The organism is Pseudomonas sp. TE9122, from assembly GCF_056278925.1.
This window is the reverse complement of the sequence record NZ_JBWBQI010000001.1, coordinates 4,632,623-4,650,506: the sequence shown is the minus strand read 5'-3', so window position 1 is coordinate 4,650,506 and position 17,884 is coordinate 4,632,623. Positions and strand designations below refer to the sequence as shown.

Here is a 17,884-nt window from a genome sequence, read left to right as displayed (position 1 = left end):
TTATCCCAAGTGCGCCAAGGCCTGGCGGAAGGCCGGCGGCAGGTTGTTGCCGAAGCGAACCTTGCCGTCCGCCTGAGTGAAGATGCCCATGTTGGCCAGCCATTGTTCGAACTCCGGCGCCGGTTTCAGGCCCAGGGTCTGGCGGGCGTACAAAGCGTCGTGAAACGAAGTGGTCTGGTAATTGAGCATGATGTCGTCTGAGCCGGGGATGCCCATGATGAAGTTGATCCCGGCGACGCCGAGCAACGTCAGCAGGGTATCCATGTCGTCCTGGTCGGCTTCGGCGTGGTTGGTGTAGCAGATGTCGCAGCCCATCGGAACGCCGAGCAGCTTGCCGCAGAAGTGATCTTCAAGGCCGGCGCGGATGATCTGCTTGCCGTTGTAGAGGTACTCCGGGCCGATAAATCCTACGACGGTGTTCACCAGGAACGGCTTGAAATGTCGCGCCACGGCGTAGGCCCGTGTCTCGCAAGTCTGTTGATCGACGCCGTGGTGGGCGTTGGCCGACAGCGCGCTGCCCTGACCGGTTTCGAAATACATCAGGTTCTGCCCGAGTGTGCCGCGCTTGAGACTGAGCCCGGCGTCGTAGCCTTCCTGCAAGACATTCAGATTGATACCGAAACTGGCATTGGCCGCCTCAGTGCCGGCAATCGACTGGAACACCAGATCCAGCGGCACGCCACGGTTGATCGCCTCGATCGAGGTGGTGACGTGGGTCAGCACGCAGGCTTGGGTCGGGATGTCGTAGCGCTGGATGATTGCGTCGAGCATCTCTAGCATCGCGCAGATCGAAGCGATGCTGTCAGTGGCCGGGTTGACGCCGATCATCGCATCGCCGTTGCCGTAGAGCAGGCCGTCGAGAATGCTCGCGGCGATGCCGGACGGCTCGTCAGTCGGGTGGTTGGGTTGCAGGCGGGTCGACAGGCGCCCGCGCAAACCGAGGGTGCCGCGAAATTGGGTGACCACGCGGATTTTCTGCGCGACCAACACCAGATCCTGCACGCGCATGATCTTCGACACGGCAGCGACCATTTCCGGGGTCAAACCGGGGGCGAGGGCGCGCAGGCTGGTTTCGTCCGCCGCGTCACTGAGCAGCCAGTCGCGAAAGCCGCCAACGGTGAGGTGACTGACCACGGCGAAGGCTTGTTTGTCGTGGGTGTCGATGATCAGTCGAGTGACTTCATCGGCTTCGTAGGGAATCAGCGCTTCCTGCAGGAAGTGCGTGAGCGGGATGTCCGCCAGGGCCATTTGCGCGGCCACCCGTTCGCCGTCGTTGAGCGCGGCGATCTCGGCGAGAAAGTCCCCCGAGCGGGCGGGGCTGGCCTTGGCCATGACGTCTTTGAGGCTGTCGAAGCGGTAAGTCTGCGCGCCGACCGTGTGAGCAAAACTGGCCATTCAGCGTTCTCCGTGACGGCGCAGAACAGCTCTGCGCCGTGGTTTTCGACAATCAGTGCAAGGCTTGTTCAGCTTTTTGAATCGCCGCGAATTCTTCTTCCGGCGTGCCTGCTACCAAGTGATGCCGACTGTAGAAAGCAAAGTAAGCAATTAACACTCCATAGATGATCGCGGCGCCGATCACCACCCGTGGATCGACGAGGAAACCCGCCACCACGGCGATGCACGCCAGCACCAGCGCCACACCCGAGGTGAAAATGCCGCCCGGCGTGCGATACGGCCGGTCCATTTTGGGGCGCCGGATACGCAGGGTGATGTGTGCGGCCATCATCAGCACATAGGAAATGGTCGCGCCGAACACCGCGACCAGAATCAGCAAATCGCCCTGGCCGGTCAGCGACAGACCAAAGCCGATGATGCCGGGAATCACCAGAGCCAGCACCGGTGCCTTGCTCTTGTTGGTCTGCGACAGTTTGCGCGGCAGATAACCGGCCCGCGACAGCGCGAAGATCTGCCGCGAGTAGGCGTAGATGATCGAGAAGAAACTGGCAATCAGCCCAGCCAGACCGACAAGGTTGACGAAGCTGCCCATCCAGGTCGAGCCACCGTAGGCTTTGCTCAGTGCTTCGACCAGTGGATTACCGGAGGTCAGCAGCGAATTCGCACCAGCGCCGCCGGGACCGACGATCAGAATCAGCAGGGCAAACATCAGCAGCACCAGCATTGCCCCTATCAGGCCACGCGGCAGATCGCGCTTGGGGTTTTTGGTTTCTTCTGCGGCCAGGGGCACGCCTTCGACGGCGAGGAAAAACCAGATCGCATAGGGAATCGCCGCCCACACGCCGACGTAGCCGAACGGCAGAAACGGGCTGGCACCGACCGCAGTGGTCACCGGGATGTCGAGCAGGTTGGCAACGTCGAAGTGCGGCACCATCGCCACCAGAAACACCCCCAGCGCCAGCGCGGCGACGGCGGTAATGATGAACATCAGCTTGAGCGCTTCGCCGACCCCGAAAATGTGGATGGCGATGAAGATGATGTAGAACGCCAGATAGATCATCCAGCCGCCAATACCGAACAGCGACTCGCAGTAGGCGCCGATGAACACCGCGATGGCGGCGGGGGCGATGGCGTACTCGATGAGGATCGCGGTGCCGGTAAGAAACCCGCCCCACGGCCCGAACGCACTGCGGGCGAAACCGTAGCCGCCGCCAGCGGTGGGAATCATCGACGACAATTCGGCCAGGGAAAAACACATGCACAGGTACATGGTCGCCATCAGCAGCGTGGCGAGAAACATCCCGCCCCAGCCACCCTGGGCGAGGCCGAAGTTCCAGCCGGCGTAATCGCCGGAAATCACATAAGCGACGCCGAGGCCCACCAGCAGAACCCAGCCGGCGGCGCCTTTTTTCAGTTCGCGTTGTTGGAAATAATCGGTGCCGACTTTTTCGAAGTCGACGGAGGAGCCGGTCGCCGGAGCGCCGGCCGGGGATTCGCTTGGCATAGGGTTCACCATTTTTATTGTTTTATTGGCCCGGCTACAGCCAGGAACCTGATCGTTCCCACGCGCAGCATAGGAATGTATCAACGGACGCTCCGCGTTCGGCTTTGAAGGAACGCGGAGCGTCCCGGGCTGCATTCCCACGCAGAGCGTGGGAACGATCAGCATCGCAGGATCAGAAGAATCCCAACGGATTGATGTCGTAGCTCACCAGCAGGTTCTTGGTCTGCTGATAATGGTCGAGCATCATTTTGTGGGTTTCACGCCCGACGCCGGACTTCTTGTAACCGCCGAACGCGGCATGCGCCGGGTACAGGTGGTAGCAGTTGGTCCATACGCGACCGGCCTTGATCGCCCGGCCCATCCGGTAGGCGCGGTTGATGTCGCGGGTCCACAGGCCGGCGCCGAGGCCGAACTCGGTGTCGTTGGCAATCGCCAGGGCTTCGGCTTCGTCCTTGAAGGTGGTGATGCTCACCACCGGGCCGAAGATTTCTTCCTGGAACACGCGCATCTTGTTGGTGCCCTTGAGCAGGGTTGGCTGGATGTAATAACCGGTGGCCAGGCTGCCCTCGAGTTTTTCCACCTTGCCGCCGGTCAGCAGCTCCGCACCTTCGCCCTTGGCGATTTCCAGGTACGAGAGGATCTTGTCGAATTGCTGCTCCGATGCCTGGGCGCCGACCATGGTGTCGGTGTCCAGCGGGTCGCCACGTTTGATCTGGCTGACTTTCTTCATCACTGCCTGCATGAATTCGTCGTAGATCGATTCCTGCACCAGCGCGCGGGAAGGGCAGGTGCACACTTCGCCCTGGTTGAAGAACGCCAGCACCAGGCCTTCGGCGGCTTTTTCGATGAAGCTCGGCTCGGCCTGCATGATGTCTTCGAAGAATATGTTCGGCGACTTGCCGCCCAGTTCCACGGTCGACGGAATGATGTTTTCCGCTGCGCATTTCATGATGTGCGAGCCGACCGGGGTCGAGCCGGTGAAAGCGATCTTGGCGATGCGCTTGCTGGTTGCCAGTGCTTCGCCGGCCTCTTTACCGAAGCCTTGCACGACGTTGAGCACGCCCGGCGGCAGCAGGTCGCCGATCAGTTCCATCAGCACGCAGATGCCCAGCGGGGTTTGCTCGGCAGGTTTGAGCACCACGCAGTTACCGGCGGCCAGCGCTGGCGCAAGTTTCCACGCGGCCATCAGCAGCGGGAAGTTCCACGGGATGATCTGGCCGACCACGCCCAGCGGTTCATGGATGTGATAAGCCACAGTGTTGCCGTCGATTTCCGCAGCGCTGCCTTCCTGGGCGCGCAGGCAACCGGCGAAATAACGGAAATGGTCGGCGGCCAGGGGGATGTCGGCGTTGAGGGTTTCGCGGATGGCTTTGCCGTTGTCCCAGGTTTCGGTGATCGCCAGCAGTTCGAGGTTTTCTTCGATGCGGTCGGCGATTTTCAGCAGGATCAACGAGCGTGCCTGCACGGAAGTGGCGCCCCACGCATCGGCGGCGGCGTGGGCAGCATCCAGCGCCTTGTCGATGTCTTCGGCGGTGGAGCGGGGGAATTCGGCGATTGGCTGGCCATTGACTGGAGAGGTATTGGTGAAGTACTGACCTTTGACCGGCGCGACGAATTCGCCGCCGATGTAGTTACCGTACTTGCTCTTGAACGAGACTTTGGCGCCGTCGGTACCGGGATGGGCGTAACGCATGATGATGTTCTCCTTGGCTTTGTACTTATTAGAGAAACGCGCAAGTGCGCTTGCTTTAAGCGTAGAGCAAGGGCCGGGCCACTGCCGTGCAGGTCAGGCAAATCAAGGGCTTGGCCGGTTTGTCTCGGACGAATGGAGTGGTGCTGTGACGGTTTCGGTACAGCGTCCGTGACAATTTGTACCGCTTGCGACACAGCCCGTGACCGGACGGTCTTGCCAGCATTGCAATGCGTCGGTGGCTGGAGGATGCTGGGCGTCACCTCATGCTTTGGGCCGTCGCGCCCCGGGGAGAACAATAAGAAATGCACGACAACCATTTGAGTCGCCATGCCCGCCAGGTTCTCACCGTCACCCAGGGCAAACCGCACGTGCACGGCCCCGGCGCCGATCCATCGATCGCCCGTTCGTGGCTGCGTTGCCTTGAGGACTATCACCTCGATCCTTCTGTGACCATGGCGCCGACCGTGCTCGAGCATGGCCGAGTGCTGGAAAGTCGCGAACGTCTGCAGCAAGTGCTGCAAATCGCCGGTACCGAGATGAGCAGCCTGCATCAGCAACTGTCCGGTGCCGGCCATGCGGTGCTGCTGACTGACGCGCGCGGTGTGATCCTCAATTGCGTGACCGCGCCGGCCGAACGGAAGATTTTCGAGCGCGCCGGTCTCTGGCTCGGCGCTGACTGGAGCGAAGCCTGCGAAGGCACCAACGGCATCGGTACCTGCCTGGTCGAGCGTCAGGCGCTGACCATTCACCAGGACGAACACTTTCGCGGCCGCCACACCGGGCTGACCTGTTCGGCGAGCCCGGTGTTCGATCCCCATGGTGAATTGCTGGCGGTACTTGATGTGTCCTCGGCCCGGCCGGACGTTTCACGCCAAAGCCAGTTCCACACCATGGCGCTGGTCAATCTGTCGGCGAAGATGATCGAGAGCTGCTATTTCCTGCGCTGTTTCGATAATCAATGGTTGCTGCGTTTTCATCTGCAGGCCGAGTCCGTCGGCCTGTTCAGCGAAGGGCTGCTGGCGTTTGACGGCGAAGGGCGGATCAGTGCGGTCAACCAGAGTGCGCTGAACCTGCTCGGGCATATTCGCGGTGGTTTGCTCGGGCAACCGGTGGAAGCGTTTTTCGATTGTTCGCTGGATGACCTGCTCGGTCGCGCGAGTGCCAACGCCAGCGCCAGTTGGCCGCTGCGCACCCGTGATGGCCGGCATCTGTTTGCCGTGTTGCGCGGTGAATCGCGCAAACCTACTGCCATTGTTCCAACGCCAATCACTGCTCCAGCGCCCCGCCTGTCCGGCATTTGCCTCGGCGACGAAGCGTTGCAGGCGGAGTTTCGCAAAGCCCTGCGCGTGTTCGAGCGCGACGTGCCGCTGTTGATCAACGGCGAAACCGGCTCGGGCAAGGAGGCGTTTGCCAAGGCAGTGCATCAGGCCAGCCAGCGCTGCGGCAACGCTTTTGTCGCACTCAATTGCGCGGCCATTCCGGAAAGCCTGATCGAGAGCGAACTGTTCGGCTATCGCGGCGGCAGCTTCACCGGCGCACGCAAGGACGGCATGCGCGGCAAGCTGCAACAGGCCGATGGCGGCACTTTGTTCCTCGACGAAATCGGCGACATGCCACTGGCGTTGCAGACGCGTTTGCTGCGGGTGCTGGAAGATCGGCAAGTGGTGCCGATTGGCGGCGAGCCGCAAGCGGTAGACGTGCGCATCATCAGTGCGACGCACCGCAATTTGCTCGAACGAGTCGAGGACGGCAGTTTCCGTGAAGACCTGTATTACCGCTTGAACGGGCTGGAAGTGGCGTTGCCGGCATTGCGCGAGCGCAGTGATAAATTGCAGTTATTGGATTTTCTGCTGGCCGAGGAGGCAGGGGGCGAAACGATTCTGATCGACGAACCGGCGCGGCAGGCGTTGTTGGCATTCAACTGGCCGGGCAATGTGCGGCAGTTGCGCAATGTCCTGCGCACCCTGGCGGCGTTGTGTGATGACGGGCGGGTCGGGGTTGAGGATTTGCCGGTGATGATTCGGCAGGCGCGGCCGGCGGTTGTGGCGGCGCAGCCATTGGAAGATGCCGAACGACTGGCCTTGCTCAGTGCGCTGGAGCAGACGCGCTGGCATATGACCCATACAGCGCAGCAACTGGGCGTAAGCCGCAACACCCTTTATAGAAAACTGCGTAAACACGGAATTGAGCGGCGTGTCAGCTGAAAGCCCTCACCCTAACCCTCTCCCAGAGGGAGAGGGGACTGACCGAGGTGTTTTGGCGATTTACGCCGACCTGAAATATCGAGCCGAACTAAAAATTTGAAAGCGACCGAGATCGGCTCCCTCTCCCTCGGGAGAGGGCTGGGGTGAGGGGCTGCGGTCTGAAGCCGTGCGCAGATGTAGCCGCCAACCCGTCTCCATCCTTCAGCTAAAGAGTGCCATTTCCCCCTCCCTACGCTAACCTGCGGCCATGTTTTACGAGGTCGACTATGCACATTCATATTCTGGGTATCTGCGGGACTTTCATGGGCTCGATGGCAGTGTTGGCCAAAGAGCTGGGCCATCACGTCACCGGCTCCGACGCCAACGTCTATCCGCCGATGAGCACGCAGCTCGAGGCCCAGGGCATTCAGCTGACGCAGGGTTATGACCCGGCGCAGCTCGATCCGGCGCCGGATCTGGTGGTGATCGGCAATGCCATGTCCCGTGGTAACCCGGCGGTGGAATATGTGCTGAACAAAGGCCTGCCGTACGTCTCCGGCCCGCAGTGGCTGGCTGACCACGTGCTGCAAGGTCGCTGGGTATTGGCCGTGGCCGGTACCCACGGCAAGACCACCACCAGCAGCATGCTCGCCTGGGTGCTGGAACATGCCGGGATGAGCCCGGGTTTCCTCATCGGCGGCGTGCCGCAGAATTTCTCGGTGTCGGCGCGCCTGGGCGGTACGCCGTTCTTTGTGATCGAGGCTGATGAATACGACAGCGCCTTTTTCGACAAGCGTTCGAAATTCGTCCACTACCGTCCGCGCACTGCGATCCTCAACAATCTTGAGTTCGATCACGCCGACATCTTCCCTGATCTACCAGCAATCGAGCGTCAGTTTCATCACTTGGTGCGCACCATTCCGAGCGAAGGGCTGGTCATCCACCCGACCACCGAGCCGGCCTTGCAGCGCGTGATCGAGATGGGTTGCTGGACCCCGGTGCAAACCACCGGCGCCGGCGGTCAGTGGCAGGTAAAACTACTGAGCGAGGACGGTTCGGCGTTCGAAGTGATGTTCGAAGGCGTGTCCCAGGGCACCGTCGAGTGGGAATTGACCGGTCAACACAACGTCGCCAATGCCTTGGCCGCGCTGGCTGCGGCGCGTCACGTTGGCGTGGTGCCATCGATGGGCATCGCCGGGTTGAGCGCGTTCAAGAACGTCAAACGACGCATGGAGAAAGTCGCCGAGGTGCGCGGCATCACCATTTACGACGACTTCGCTCACCACCCGACCGCCATCGCCACCACGCTTGATGGCCTGCGCAAACGCATCGGCGACGCGCCACTGATTGCGATCATCGAGCCGCGCTCCAATTCGATGAAGCTCGGCGCCCACCGTGACGGTTTGCCGGACAGTGTGGTCGATGCCGATCAAGTGATCTGGTATGCCCCGGCCAATCTCGGTTGGGATCTCGGCGCCACCGCGCGCATTGTGCACGGTGCCGTCGATTGTCAGCGATTCCCTGGAAGGCATCATCGAGCGCGTGAAGAGCCAGGCGCAGCCCGGTACTCACGTGGTGATCATGAGCAACGGCGGCTTCGGCGGCCTGCACGGCAAGCTTGCCGAGGCACTGCAATGAACAGTTTTTCCCAGGCCGGCGGCCCGGAACGCATCACCCTGGCGATGACCGGCGCATCGGGCGCGCAGTACGGCTTGCGCCTGCTCGATTGCCTGGTGCGCGAAGATCGCGAAGTGCACTTCCTGATCTCCAAGGCGGCGCAACTGGTAATGGCCACCGAGACCGATGTGTCCCTGCCGAACAAGCCGCAGATGATGCAGGCCTTTCTGACCGAATACACCGGCGCCGCTGCCGGGCAGATTCGCGTGTATGGCAAGGAAGACTGGATGTCGCCGGTGGCTTCGGGCTCCGGCGCGCCGGCAGCCATGGTAGTGGTGCCGTGTTCGACCGGCACGCTGTCGGCGATTGCCACCGGCGCCTGCAACAACCTGATCGAACGCGCGGCGGACGTTACGCTGAAAGAGCGCCGCCAGTTGATTCTGGTGCCGCGCGAGGCGCCATACTCGAGCATTCATCTGGAGCACATGCTCAAGCTGTCGAATCTGGGCGTGACGATACTACCGGCCTCGCCGGGCTTCTATCACCAGCCGCAGACCATCGATGATCTGATCGACTTCGTTGTGGCGCGGATCCTCAATCTGCTCGGCATCCCGCAGGACATGCTGCCGCGTTGGGGTGAGCATCACTTGAGCAGTGATGAATAAGCTGCTGGTGCTTGTGCTGGCCCTGCAATTGGCTGGATGCGCTACCGTGCGCACGCTGGATGCGGCCAAACCCGGCGCGCCGGTGGTGTATGCCGGGACGCGGCTGGATTTGTATGCGTTGAACGGCGGGTGTTGTGCGATGGACCGGTTCGGTGCCGAGGCGCCGAGCTATCCGGGAGTGGACCTGCCGGCCAGCGCGTTGCTCGATACGCTGTTGTTACCGTTGTCGTTGCTGACGGTGATTGGAGTAGGTTTTCAAGCGACTGGTGGATTGTAGCGACTGATCGTTCCCACGCTCTGCGTGGTAACGCATCCTGTGACGCTCCGCGTCACGCTTTTTAGGACGCAGAGCGTCCATGGCTGCATTCCCACGCAGAGCGTGGGAACGATCATCATGGGTGGATGGATTATTTGCCGAGCTTCCTCAGTTCATCCGATTCGATCACCCGCACCCCATCCTGTTCTTCCAGCGCCAGGCGCCACATCGCTCGCGCCAACTGGCACGCTTCGATGCCGTGGTATTTCCCCGGAATCAGCTTCGACAATGGCCCGGCCAGTTGCTCGACCAGACGTGGTTCGGTGCGTTCGCCAAGCAACAGCGAAGGTCGGCAAATGGTCAGCTGCGGCCAGTTCTGCGCGCGCAGGGCCTGTTCCATTTCACCTTTGACCCGGTTGTAGAACACCGAGGAATTCGGATCGGCGCCAATCGCACTGATCACGATCAGGTGCCGCGCGCCCATTTCCCGCGCGCGCTTGGCAAACGCCACGACCATGTCCAGATCGACTGCGCGAAAGGCTTCTTCGGAGCCGGCCTGCTTGATCGTGGTGCCGAGGCAGCAGTAGGCGATATCGACCCGGCCACTGAGCTGCGGCAGAAACGCCTGCGGGTCACCGACCGGGTTTTCCAGATGCGGATGCTCGGCCAGCGGCCGGCGCGAAGGGGCGAGGACACGGGTAATGGTTGGTTCGTTGAGCAAACGGTCGAGCAGATGTTCACCGGTCAGTCCGGTGGCTCCGGCAAGCAATACGTGCTGAGGCGTCAAGTACATAGTGTCTCTCCCTTGATACTGTTCAGCTTAGTTGCCTTTTTTCGCCGCGTCGTTCAATGCGCTGCTGTGCAACGCTTTGCGCGCCTGCTGTTTTCGCAGCAGCTGCCAATGCGACAGCACGGTTTTCGGCGCCCACATCTGCGGCTCCGAGGCTTCGAAACCGTCGGCCAGCTCGCGTTCGGCAACGGTGGCCTTGGCCAGTTTGAATGCCTGCTCAAGGTCGTCGGTCTGGTTCAGCGCCTGGGCGAACAGCGCGTCGCCGAAATAGGTGAAGTTGGCTTCTTCCGAGCAACCGAACGACACCCGATCGGCGCGCGAGGCAGTCATGATCAGCGTGCGTTCGTCCTTCAGCGCCGGGATAAATCCACCGGAATAGCACGAGGAAATCACGATGACCTTGTCCCGATGCTTCAGCGGCGCGAGCACGGCGGCGAGCTCATCGGCTGGCAGGTCGGCCAGTTCCATGCGTGGCTGATCGAGCACCAGTTCATGTTCGGCGGTGCCGTGGCTGGTCAGATAAATGAACAGCAGATCTTCCGGCCCGCTGCGTTCGGCGAGGGCTTGCGCGGCGCGGCGCAGGTTTTCCCGGGTGGCCATCGGCCGGTCGCCGAGATGATCGCGATGATTGACCAGACGGATCTGGCCGAAGGCGCCGAAGCGCGTGTTGAGCATGTTGGCGACGTAGTCGGATTCACGCAGGAACACGCTTTGCTTGCCGTCGCCACCGAGGGTCAGGGTGTACAACTCGACTGCCGGAGTCGAAGCGGGGATCGCCGCCAGTGCCTCGTCCAGCAACCGACCCTGGGCGAGCAAGCCGAGTTCGAGGGTGTCGGGGAGCAATTTGCCGTCGGCGTCACGTACGCGTTGGCCGTTGATCCAGGTGCCGCTGAGCACGCTGCCATCGGTCAGCACCAGAGTACCGCGTCCTGAATAGCTGTCGTTGTCGAAGCCGCCGATGTAGAAGCTGCCATCGGCGAGGTTCAAACGGCCCTGGCCGGTGAAGCGCCAGTCATTGAACACACCGATGTAATGGCTGCCATCAGCGCCGATCAGTTCGCCCTTGCCGGTCAGCGCGCCTTCCTTGAACTGGCCGAGCCAGACGTCGCCGTCGGCGTTCTCGTAGCGGCCTTTGCCGTGTAATTGATTGTTCTTGAAGCCGCCGACGTAGATATCGCCGTCGGCGCTGTTGTAAGTGCCGTTGCCTTCCAGTTGACCGTTGACGAAATGGCCCGTGAACGAATTGCCGCTGGCATCGCCGCGCTGGCCTTCGCCGTTGGGTTTGCCATGGGCGAACTGGCCTTGATAGGAGCTGCCGTCGTCCATTTCCAGACGGCCGAGGCCGGAATACTGGTCAGCCTTGAACTCGCCGCGATAGGTCATGCCGTTTTCTTTCAGCGTACCTTCGCCATCGCGCCGGCCCTGCTTGAAACCACCGGTATAACTGCTGGCATTGGTGCTCAGGCTGCCCTGACCATCGAACAGCCCTTGCTGAAACTGGCCGCGATAGACCTCGCCGTTGCTGCCATGCCATTCGCCTTGCCCGTGCCACTGACCCTTGTCGAACTCTCCGGCGTACCAACTGCCGTTGGGGTAGTCGACGCGGCCCTGACCTTGCAGCAAGCCGTCGACCAGTTCACCGCGATAGCGTCCGCCATCGGGCAGGCGCGCATCCGGCGGCAACAGCGATTCGCCGTCGCCGCAAGCGGTGAGCATCAGGGTCAGGGCAAGGGGTGCAAGTCGAGCGATTGAGCGCATAGCGGGATCCGGGCAATTAGGCGACCGAGTATGCCGCAGCTATGCGTCGCATATATACAGACGTGACGCGAAACAGCGTGCGCTGCTTCGCATCCGGGATGATCAGACGAAGCAGAGTGACAGCGGCTCGGCGATGTAGGCCGGTTTGTCCGAGCCTTCTATCTCCAGTGTCGCGGTGGCCTTGAGCAGCCACTGGCCGGGTTTTTTCTCGGTCACTTCGACCATGTCGACCTTCAGTCGGACTTTCGAATTGACCTTGACCGGCTGGATGAAACGCACGCTGTCCAGGCCATAGTTGACGACCATCTTCACGCCTTCGGGCAGCACGAGGATGTCTTCCATCAGTTTCGGCATCAGCGACAGCGACAGGAAACCATGGGCAATCGTGCTGCCAAACGGCGTTTGCGCAGCCTTGACCGGATCGACGTGAATGAACTGAAAATCACCAGTGGCTTCGGCGAACAGGTTGATGCGCTCCTGATCGATGGTGAGCCATTCGGAACGTCCAAGTTCCTTGCCGACATAATCTTTGAGCTCTGCAACGGGAACATAGGGCATTGAGACTCTCCTTGGGTTCATCGGTTTTATAGTTTTTCAGGGGGCGGATTTGACCGGCCTGCGAACCACTGTAGATCATCATGGCGATTTGCTCAGGTCAACCGACCATGCTTTTGGCGAATGCCGGTCCATAGCGCCGGCATGCTTATAATGCCGAGCCCCTGCTGGGTGAAATAGAAGACGGAGATGTCAGATGTTGTTACGTGGCCTGACCCTGCTGGTGCTGTTCCAACTGCTCGGCACGGCGCTCAATCATTTGCTGTTGCCGATATTGCCGGGGCCGATCATCGGGCTGCTGCTGTTGCTGGTGTTCCTGATCATTCGCGGTGAAGTCGGCGAGCCGCTGAATCAGGCGGCGGGCAGCCTGCTGCGTTATCTGCCGTTGCTGCTGGTGCCGCCAGCGGTGGGCGTGATGGTGTATGCCACGGCGATTGCCGCCGATTTCTGGGCGATCGTCGGCGCGCTGGTGGTCTCGCTGATCCTGTCGATGGCCTTTGCCGGCGTGCTCATGCAACGGCTGGTCAAACGTCATGCGCCGCCGGCGGAGGAATCCTGATGCTGTTCGACTGGCAAGGCGCGTGGGCGTCGGTGATTCACCATCCGCTGTTCGGCATTGGCATCACCCTCGGTGCCTATCAACTGGTGCTGGCGGCGTTCGAGAAAACCCGCTGGATCTTTCTGCAACCGGTGCTGGTCTCCATGTTGTTGGTGATCGGTGTGCTGGTCGGCTGCGGCCTGACCTACGCGGAGTATCGCAAGAGCACCGAAATCCTCAGCATTCTGCTGGGGCCGGCCACGGTGGCGCTGGCGGTGCCGCTCTACCTGAATCTGCGCCGCATCCGGCAATTGTTCTGGCCGATTTTTACTACTCTGGTGATAGGCGGGGTGGTCGCAACGGGCATGGGCGTGGCGCTGGGCTGGTGGTTCGGTGCCGATCACATGATCCTGATGACCATGGCGCCTAAATCGGTGACGTCGCCGATCGCCATGCTGGTTGCCGAGCAGATCGGCGGTGTGGCGGCGCTGGCAGCGGTGTTTGTATTGATCACCGGGGTCATCGGCGCGATCTTCGGCCCGGCGCTGCTGACCCGCCTCGGCGTGCACAGCCCCGAAGCGCGCGGCATGGCGCTGGGCATGACCGCTCATGCGGTCGGCACGGCGGTGGCGATGCAGGAAAACGATGAGTGCGGCGCGTTCGCCGCGCTGGCAATGAGTCTGATGGGTGTGGCCACGGCGGTGTTCCTGCCGTTGGCGGTGTCGATGGTGGTGTAAGGAAATGTCTATGAGTCTGCCGCTTTTTCCGCTGAACACGGTGCTGTTCCCCGGCTGCAACCTCGATCTGCAGATCTTCGAGGCGCGCTACCTCGACATGATCGGCCGCTGCATGAAACAGGGCGTCGGCTTCGGCGTGGTATGCATCCTTGAGGGCAGCGAAGTCGGCGTGGCACCAGAAGGTTTTGCGTTGGTTGGCTGCGAAGCGCGGATCACCGATTTCCAGCAACAGGACAACGGCCTGCTCGGCATTCGTGTCCAGGGCGGGCGGCGTTTCACGGTGTTGCGCACCGAAGTGCAGCGCGATCAGTTGATCGTCGCCGACGTCGAATGGCTGGACGATGAGCCCGAGCAACCGTTGCAGGACGAGGACGCCGATCTGGTCGCGCTGCTCAAGGCGCTGGCCGAACACCCGATGGTCGAAGCGTTGGACATGGGCACTGAAGCCGCCGGTCAACAGTCACTGGCCAATCAGCTTGCCTACCTGTTGCCGTTCGCCGAAGAAGACAAGATCGATCTGCTGCAACTCGACGACCCTCAGCAACGGCTGGATGCGATCCAGGCATTACTCGACGAGTTGCAGGGCGAACTGTTCGCCTAGTTTCACTTGCAAAACGCATGACTCAAGGCGCAAACGAAGATCAGCGCAGGCCCACCCTGGCACGATGTTGAAACCGGCAGCGCACCGTCAGCTCATGTTGACCGGGATGAACAGACCTTCGCGGTCGACGCGCTCTTGCAGATCATTGAGCAGGCGCCATTGATTGCTCACCGAGTTGTAAACCAGCGTGCCCGCTGTCTCGGGTTTGTAGCCGATGTGGGTGACGTAGACCCGCGCGGCCAGTTCGTGGCGCTGTTTGTGCTTGTCGATATCCGTCAGCAATGCCTCGACACTGGCGTAGCCACGAGCATCGATCACATACAGCTGCAACACCTCAAACAGCAGCGAGACTTCATAAATGTTGCCGGCTGACGTCACCACACCGATGCACTCCACCGGAGTGTCATCCAAGATGTCCGGCAACTCCACCGTGACGCTGGCAATGCGCAGGCGGTTGCCCTGGAGCTGAATGTCGGCGCGCGTGACGGTTTCTGTCAGGGTACGGGTGAACAGATTCCATCTCGATGCATTGGCCGTTTTTGCCGCAGCGCCCGGTGTGGCCAGACGCAGGATGCTGTTGCTGGCGAGATAGACGTCGTAAGTCGCGCTTTTGCCTTCGAGCAGATAAATCCCGGTGTGCGACCGCGATTCGATGACCACTTTGCTGTTCTGGGCGCCCAGTGATGGTTTCTCGCTGACCAGCGGACGGATGAATGGATATTTTCCGTTGCGCCGCTTCAACCAGCTCCGCGAGCTGAGCACACGGATGCCGGGATTTCTGCCGTCGTCCCGGTAATCGAACGCGGGCACCTGCACGCGGTATGAAACGTCATCCTGCATGACCAGCACGATGTCCCGGGCCAGAAGCGGTGTCGTGACCTTCAGGCTGTTTTGGCCACTGTAGCCCGTCGCGGCGGCAATCGTCTGGATCACGCCTTTGAAGGCCAGCACTCTGGATGGCAGCAGAATCGACAGGCTGATGTTGTTGTAGGTCAGGTGCGTATTGCCCGAAACACCCTGGCGCAATTCCACGCCATAGCTGACCACCACGTCGACGATCTCGCTGTCCTGGTAATCCAGGTAAATCGTACGGGCGCCGGTAGCGTTGCCTGTGGCGACGAATTCGACCCTGTGCTCGGTACGTGCGACGAAGTGGCGCTGCACGCCCTGACCGTCCAGCGCCACCGTGCCACCGTTGACGATTGCCGGGGCGGGTGCCGGCCGTCCGCTGACAGTGACGGCAACCTCGATGTCCTGACTCAACGCTTCACCAGGTCGAGTGGGCAGTTGCGCGCGCAGTTCATAGCCATCGATAGTGCGGAACACCCACCGAGCATTGTTCAATTGACGCTGACCGTTGACTGTCTGGTAGACGTTTTCAAGGGTCAGCACATGGTCGGGGTCGCTGCCGTCCCTGCCGCGCAAAGAATTGACCACCAGTGAGGTGCCGATGATTTGCCAGCGTTGAATGACCGCCATCGGCCAGCCGAATTCGATCAGGCTCGAATGGTCGCCACACTCGATGATCGTTGTACGTGCATTGGTGTCGGCGATGTAATAGCGATCTTCGCCGCCGCCGCCCTCTATCGTGCACTCGGTACCAGAGATTGCGATCGTGTCGTTGCCGTCGCCGGCGCTGATGCGGTCGTAACCGTTGGCGGAAATCTGGTTGGGCTGGTCATTGCCCGTGATAGTGCTCGTGCCTTTGCGCAAGGTCGCAACGTTTTCAATGGAGGTCAGATGGGCGACTTCGAGGGTGTCGTTCGCAGAGTCCGGGCCGCGAAGTGAGACCTTGCCGGTTTGCAGGTTGACGTCGTGACCGATGTAACGCGTGTCGGTAATCGGGCGGACGCCTTCGAACGCAACCAGGTCGTTGCCCGAGCCGCCATCCAGCACATTGATGTGCGGCGGTTTGCTCGATCGATCCAGTTCCTGATCAGAGACTTCCTGGTAGAACGCATCATTTGTGTCGCCGCCCGTCAGTGCCTTATGGCCGTCGCGGTAGGTGAAGAGGTTGGGCCGCGCCTTGACGCCAACCACGCGGTCGTTGCCATCACCCAGGCGCCAGAACACGCCTTTGCCTTCGCCTGGGCTGCCGCTGACCATGCCTTTGAGGTTGTCGGGTAATCCGAGGCTTGCGTCGACTGCATCGTCGCCGCCGACGATCACCGCTTGGCTGTCGAGTCTGAACGGCAACTGCCCGGCGCTTTCGTCCCACTGGTAACGCCACAGTTCGACAGGGCGCAGTTCAGCGCGAAACGCGCCATTGACTACCTGTGCGATGGAGTCCTTGTAAGCACCGGCCAGCATGTCTTTCGCCGACAGTTCGAGCTGTTTTCCATAGTCACTGTAAAGCCTGGACAGTTTGAAGCGATCCATCACCTCGGTGTCCAGTTCCTTGCCGGTGAAGGCGAACCATCCCGAGCGCAGACGCTCGAGTGTCGTCAGTTCGATGTAGTCGTCGATATCGTCGACGACCCTGGCGGCCTGATAAATCATCGATCCGCCGATGAGCAGCGCAGCGGCCGCAAGGCCGAGCGGGCCGGCAACGCTGCCGAAGCCGGCCAGCGCGGCGACGCCCAGCACCAGGCTGATACCCGCGCCCGCTACACTCAGGGCACCGCTGAAATAATGATCCTGAGCTTGTTTGCCCGATGTCGCGGCGGCGGCGTTGAAGGATTTGATCGCGTCAACGATGTCGAACGGCAAGGTAATCGCGCTGGCGAACAGTCCCGCACCACGGCTCATGTATTTGCCGAATGAGGTCAGCGCAAAACCCCTCAGCACGTTGCTGCCCTGAGTCAGCATCGCCTGGCCTGTTCTGGTCAGGCCCTGCTCGATGATCAGCGAGCCGAGTTCTGCAGCGATGGATCCGCCGTAGTACAGCATTTCCAGTGCCTCGCCTTTCTTGATCGCATCGGTCAGCGCCATGTAGCTGCTGTAGATGCCGAAGGCTTGCATGCCGACTCCTGCGCCGCTCATCAAATAGCTTTTGCTCTTGTTGATCCAGCCCGGTGCGTTTTCAAACGCGTCCGCACGGTGGATTTCCAGCTTTTGCGCAGCCTTGCCCAGCTTGTTGAGACGATCCATGGCGCTGCCGGAAACCAGTGGTGTATCACTGATGAACAGTGGGCCGGCATCAATCGAGCGCTTGCAGGCAATTTCGTAGAACAGCATTGCCGCTATGTCATTGGCGGGGAAATCCACGGCCTGCAAGCGCGACTGCACCTGCGCCGATTGAAAATTGAGTCCGTCGAGAAATGCCTGATCCACGCTCTTGATGTGGGCGTTCGCCGCACTGACCGGTTGACCGTCAATGGTCGCCCCCAGCGCTTGCAATTCGACCCGACTGATCATGATCTCACCGATGCGTAGCAGGCCCAGATGCTTGTCCAGGGCTTTGAGGGTTTTGCGAAGCGACGGATCAATGTCAGGCGCCTGCGTCTGATTGCGCATATGGGTGGGCGGCGCATGGGGATTCGCCGAGACGTCGATGGGGGTAACTTCAAGTGCGCGAACGTGGGCGATATGGGTCGCAGGGACGATGAGTTTCGACACGTATTAATCCTTTAATGGTGTGCATGAGGGGGCC

At 61.1% G+C, this 17,884-nt stretch carries 13 protein-coding genes and 1 pseudogene; 7 read left to right on the top strand and 7 right to left on the bottom strand.

The window, feature by feature from the left end; all coding sequences use genetic code 11:
- The 3 genes from ACZ9BE_RS20950 to exaC all read right to left on the bottom strand — a co-directional run bounded on the left by ACZ9BE_RS20950 (position 1) and on the right by exaC (position 4,592).
- Entirely contained in the window at positions 1–1,395 is a 1,395-nt protein-coding gene (locus ACZ9BE_RS20950; protein WP_039761855.1) for an ethanolamine ammonia-lyase subunit EutB, read from the bottom strand.
- 52 nt (positions 1,396–1,447) lie between these two features.
- Entirely contained in the window at positions 1,448–2,899 is a 1,452-nt protein-coding gene (eat, locus tag ACZ9BE_RS20945; RefSeq protein WP_024014466.1) for an ethanolamine permease, read from the bottom strand.
- A gap of 172 nt (positions 2,900–3,071) precedes the next feature.
- Positions 3,072–4,592 carry an acetaldehyde dehydrogenase ExaC gene (gene exaC / locus ACZ9BE_RS20940; RefSeq protein ID WP_024014465.1) on the bottom strand — a complete coding sequence of 507 codons (1,521 nt, stop codon included), beginning with the start codon at positions 4,590–4,592 and terminating at the stop codon, positions 3,072–3,074.
- A 302-nt stretch (positions 4,593–4,894) separates the two neighbouring features.
- Here exaC and ACZ9BE_RS20935 point away from each other — a divergent pair, with 302 nt between their 5' ends.
- From ACZ9BE_RS20935 to ACZ9BE_RS20920, 4 genes and pseudogenes are all read left to right on the top strand, one after another.
- Entirely contained in the window at positions 4,895–6,796 is a 1,902-nt protein-coding gene (locus ACZ9BE_RS20935) for a sigma-54-dependent Fis family transcriptional regulator (RefSeq protein ID WP_476249884.1), read from the top strand.
- A gap of 266 nt (positions 6,797–7,062) precedes the next feature.
- A pseudogene (gene mpl, locus ACZ9BE_RS20930) lies at positions 7,063–8,413 on the top strand (UDP-N-acetylmuramate:L-alanyl-gamma-D-glutamyl-meso-diaminopimelate ligase).
- On the top strand, positions 8,410–9,057 hold the full coding sequence (ubiX, locus tag ACZ9BE_RS20925; RefSeq protein WP_071173708.1) for a flavin prenyltransferase UbiX: 648 nt from the start codon (positions 8,410–8,412) through the stop codon (positions 9,055–9,057). Before mpl ends, ubiX begins: the two are co-directional and overlap by 4 nt.
- The gene (locus ACZ9BE_RS20920; protein ID WP_024014461.1) at positions 9,050–9,334 is read left to right on the top strand and encodes a YceK/YidQ family lipoprotein; all 285 of its coding nucleotides are present in this window, start codon (positions 9,050–9,052) and stop codon (positions 9,332–9,334) included. Before ubiX ends, ACZ9BE_RS20920 begins: the two co-directional genes overlap by 8 nt.
- A gap of 130 nt (positions 9,335–9,464) precedes the next feature.
- Here the strand turns inward: ACZ9BE_RS20920 and ACZ9BE_RS20915 are convergent, their stop codons facing one another.
- From ACZ9BE_RS20915 to ACZ9BE_RS20905, 3 genes are all read right to left on the bottom strand, one after another.
- A complete protein-coding gene (locus tag ACZ9BE_RS20915; RefSeq protein WP_016773010.1) occupies positions 9,465–10,106 on the bottom strand; it encodes an oxidoreductase in 642 nt (213 codons plus the stop codon).
- Positions 10,107–10,133: 27 nt separating this feature from the next.
- Positions 10,134–11,861 carry a C13 family peptidase gene (locus ACZ9BE_RS20910; RefSeq protein WP_476249883.1) on the bottom strand — a complete coding sequence of 576 codons (1,728 nt, stop codon included), beginning with the start codon at positions 11,859–11,861 and terminating at the stop codon, positions 10,134–10,136.
- Positions 11,862–11,963: 102 nt separating this feature from the next.
- The gene (locus ACZ9BE_RS20905; RefSeq protein WP_016773011.1) at positions 11,964–12,419 is read right to left on the bottom strand and encodes a MaoC family dehydratase; all 456 of its coding nucleotides are present in this window, start codon (positions 12,417–12,419) and stop codon (positions 11,964–11,966) included.
- A gap of 193 nt (positions 12,420–12,612) precedes the next feature.
- On the opposite strand from ACZ9BE_RS20905, the gene ACZ9BE_RS20900 reads away from it, so the two are divergent.
- From ACZ9BE_RS20900 to ACZ9BE_RS20890, 3 genes are read left to right on the top strand one after another with little or no spacing between them, the layout of a single operon-like run.
- Positions 12,613–12,975 (top strand): CidA/LrgA family protein, encoded by a 363-nt coding sequence (locus ACZ9BE_RS20900; protein ID WP_016773012.1) that lies wholly within the window; start codon positions 12,613–12,615, stop codon positions 12,973–12,975.
- Entirely contained in the window at positions 12,975–13,691 is a 717-nt protein-coding gene (locus ACZ9BE_RS20895) for an LrgB family protein (protein WP_016773013.1), read from the top strand. Before ACZ9BE_RS20900 ends, ACZ9BE_RS20895 begins: the two co-directional genes overlap by 1 nt.
- Before the next feature lie 10 nt (positions 13,692–13,701).
- Positions 13,702–14,292 carry an LON peptidase substrate-binding domain-containing protein gene (locus tag ACZ9BE_RS20890; protein WP_095181907.1) on the top strand — a complete coding sequence of 197 codons (591 nt, stop codon included), beginning with the start codon at positions 13,702–13,704 and terminating at the stop codon, positions 14,290–14,292.
- 87 nt (positions 14,293–14,379) lie between these two features.
- Here the strand turns inward: ACZ9BE_RS20890 and ACZ9BE_RS20885 are convergent, their stop codons facing one another.
- Positions 14,380–17,850: a calcium-binding protein gene (locus ACZ9BE_RS20885; RefSeq protein WP_476249882.1), complete on the bottom strand. Its 3,471-nt coding sequence runs from the start codon at positions 17,848–17,850 to the stop codon at positions 14,380–14,382.
- Between the last annotated feature and the right edge of the window lie 34 nt (positions 17,851–17,884).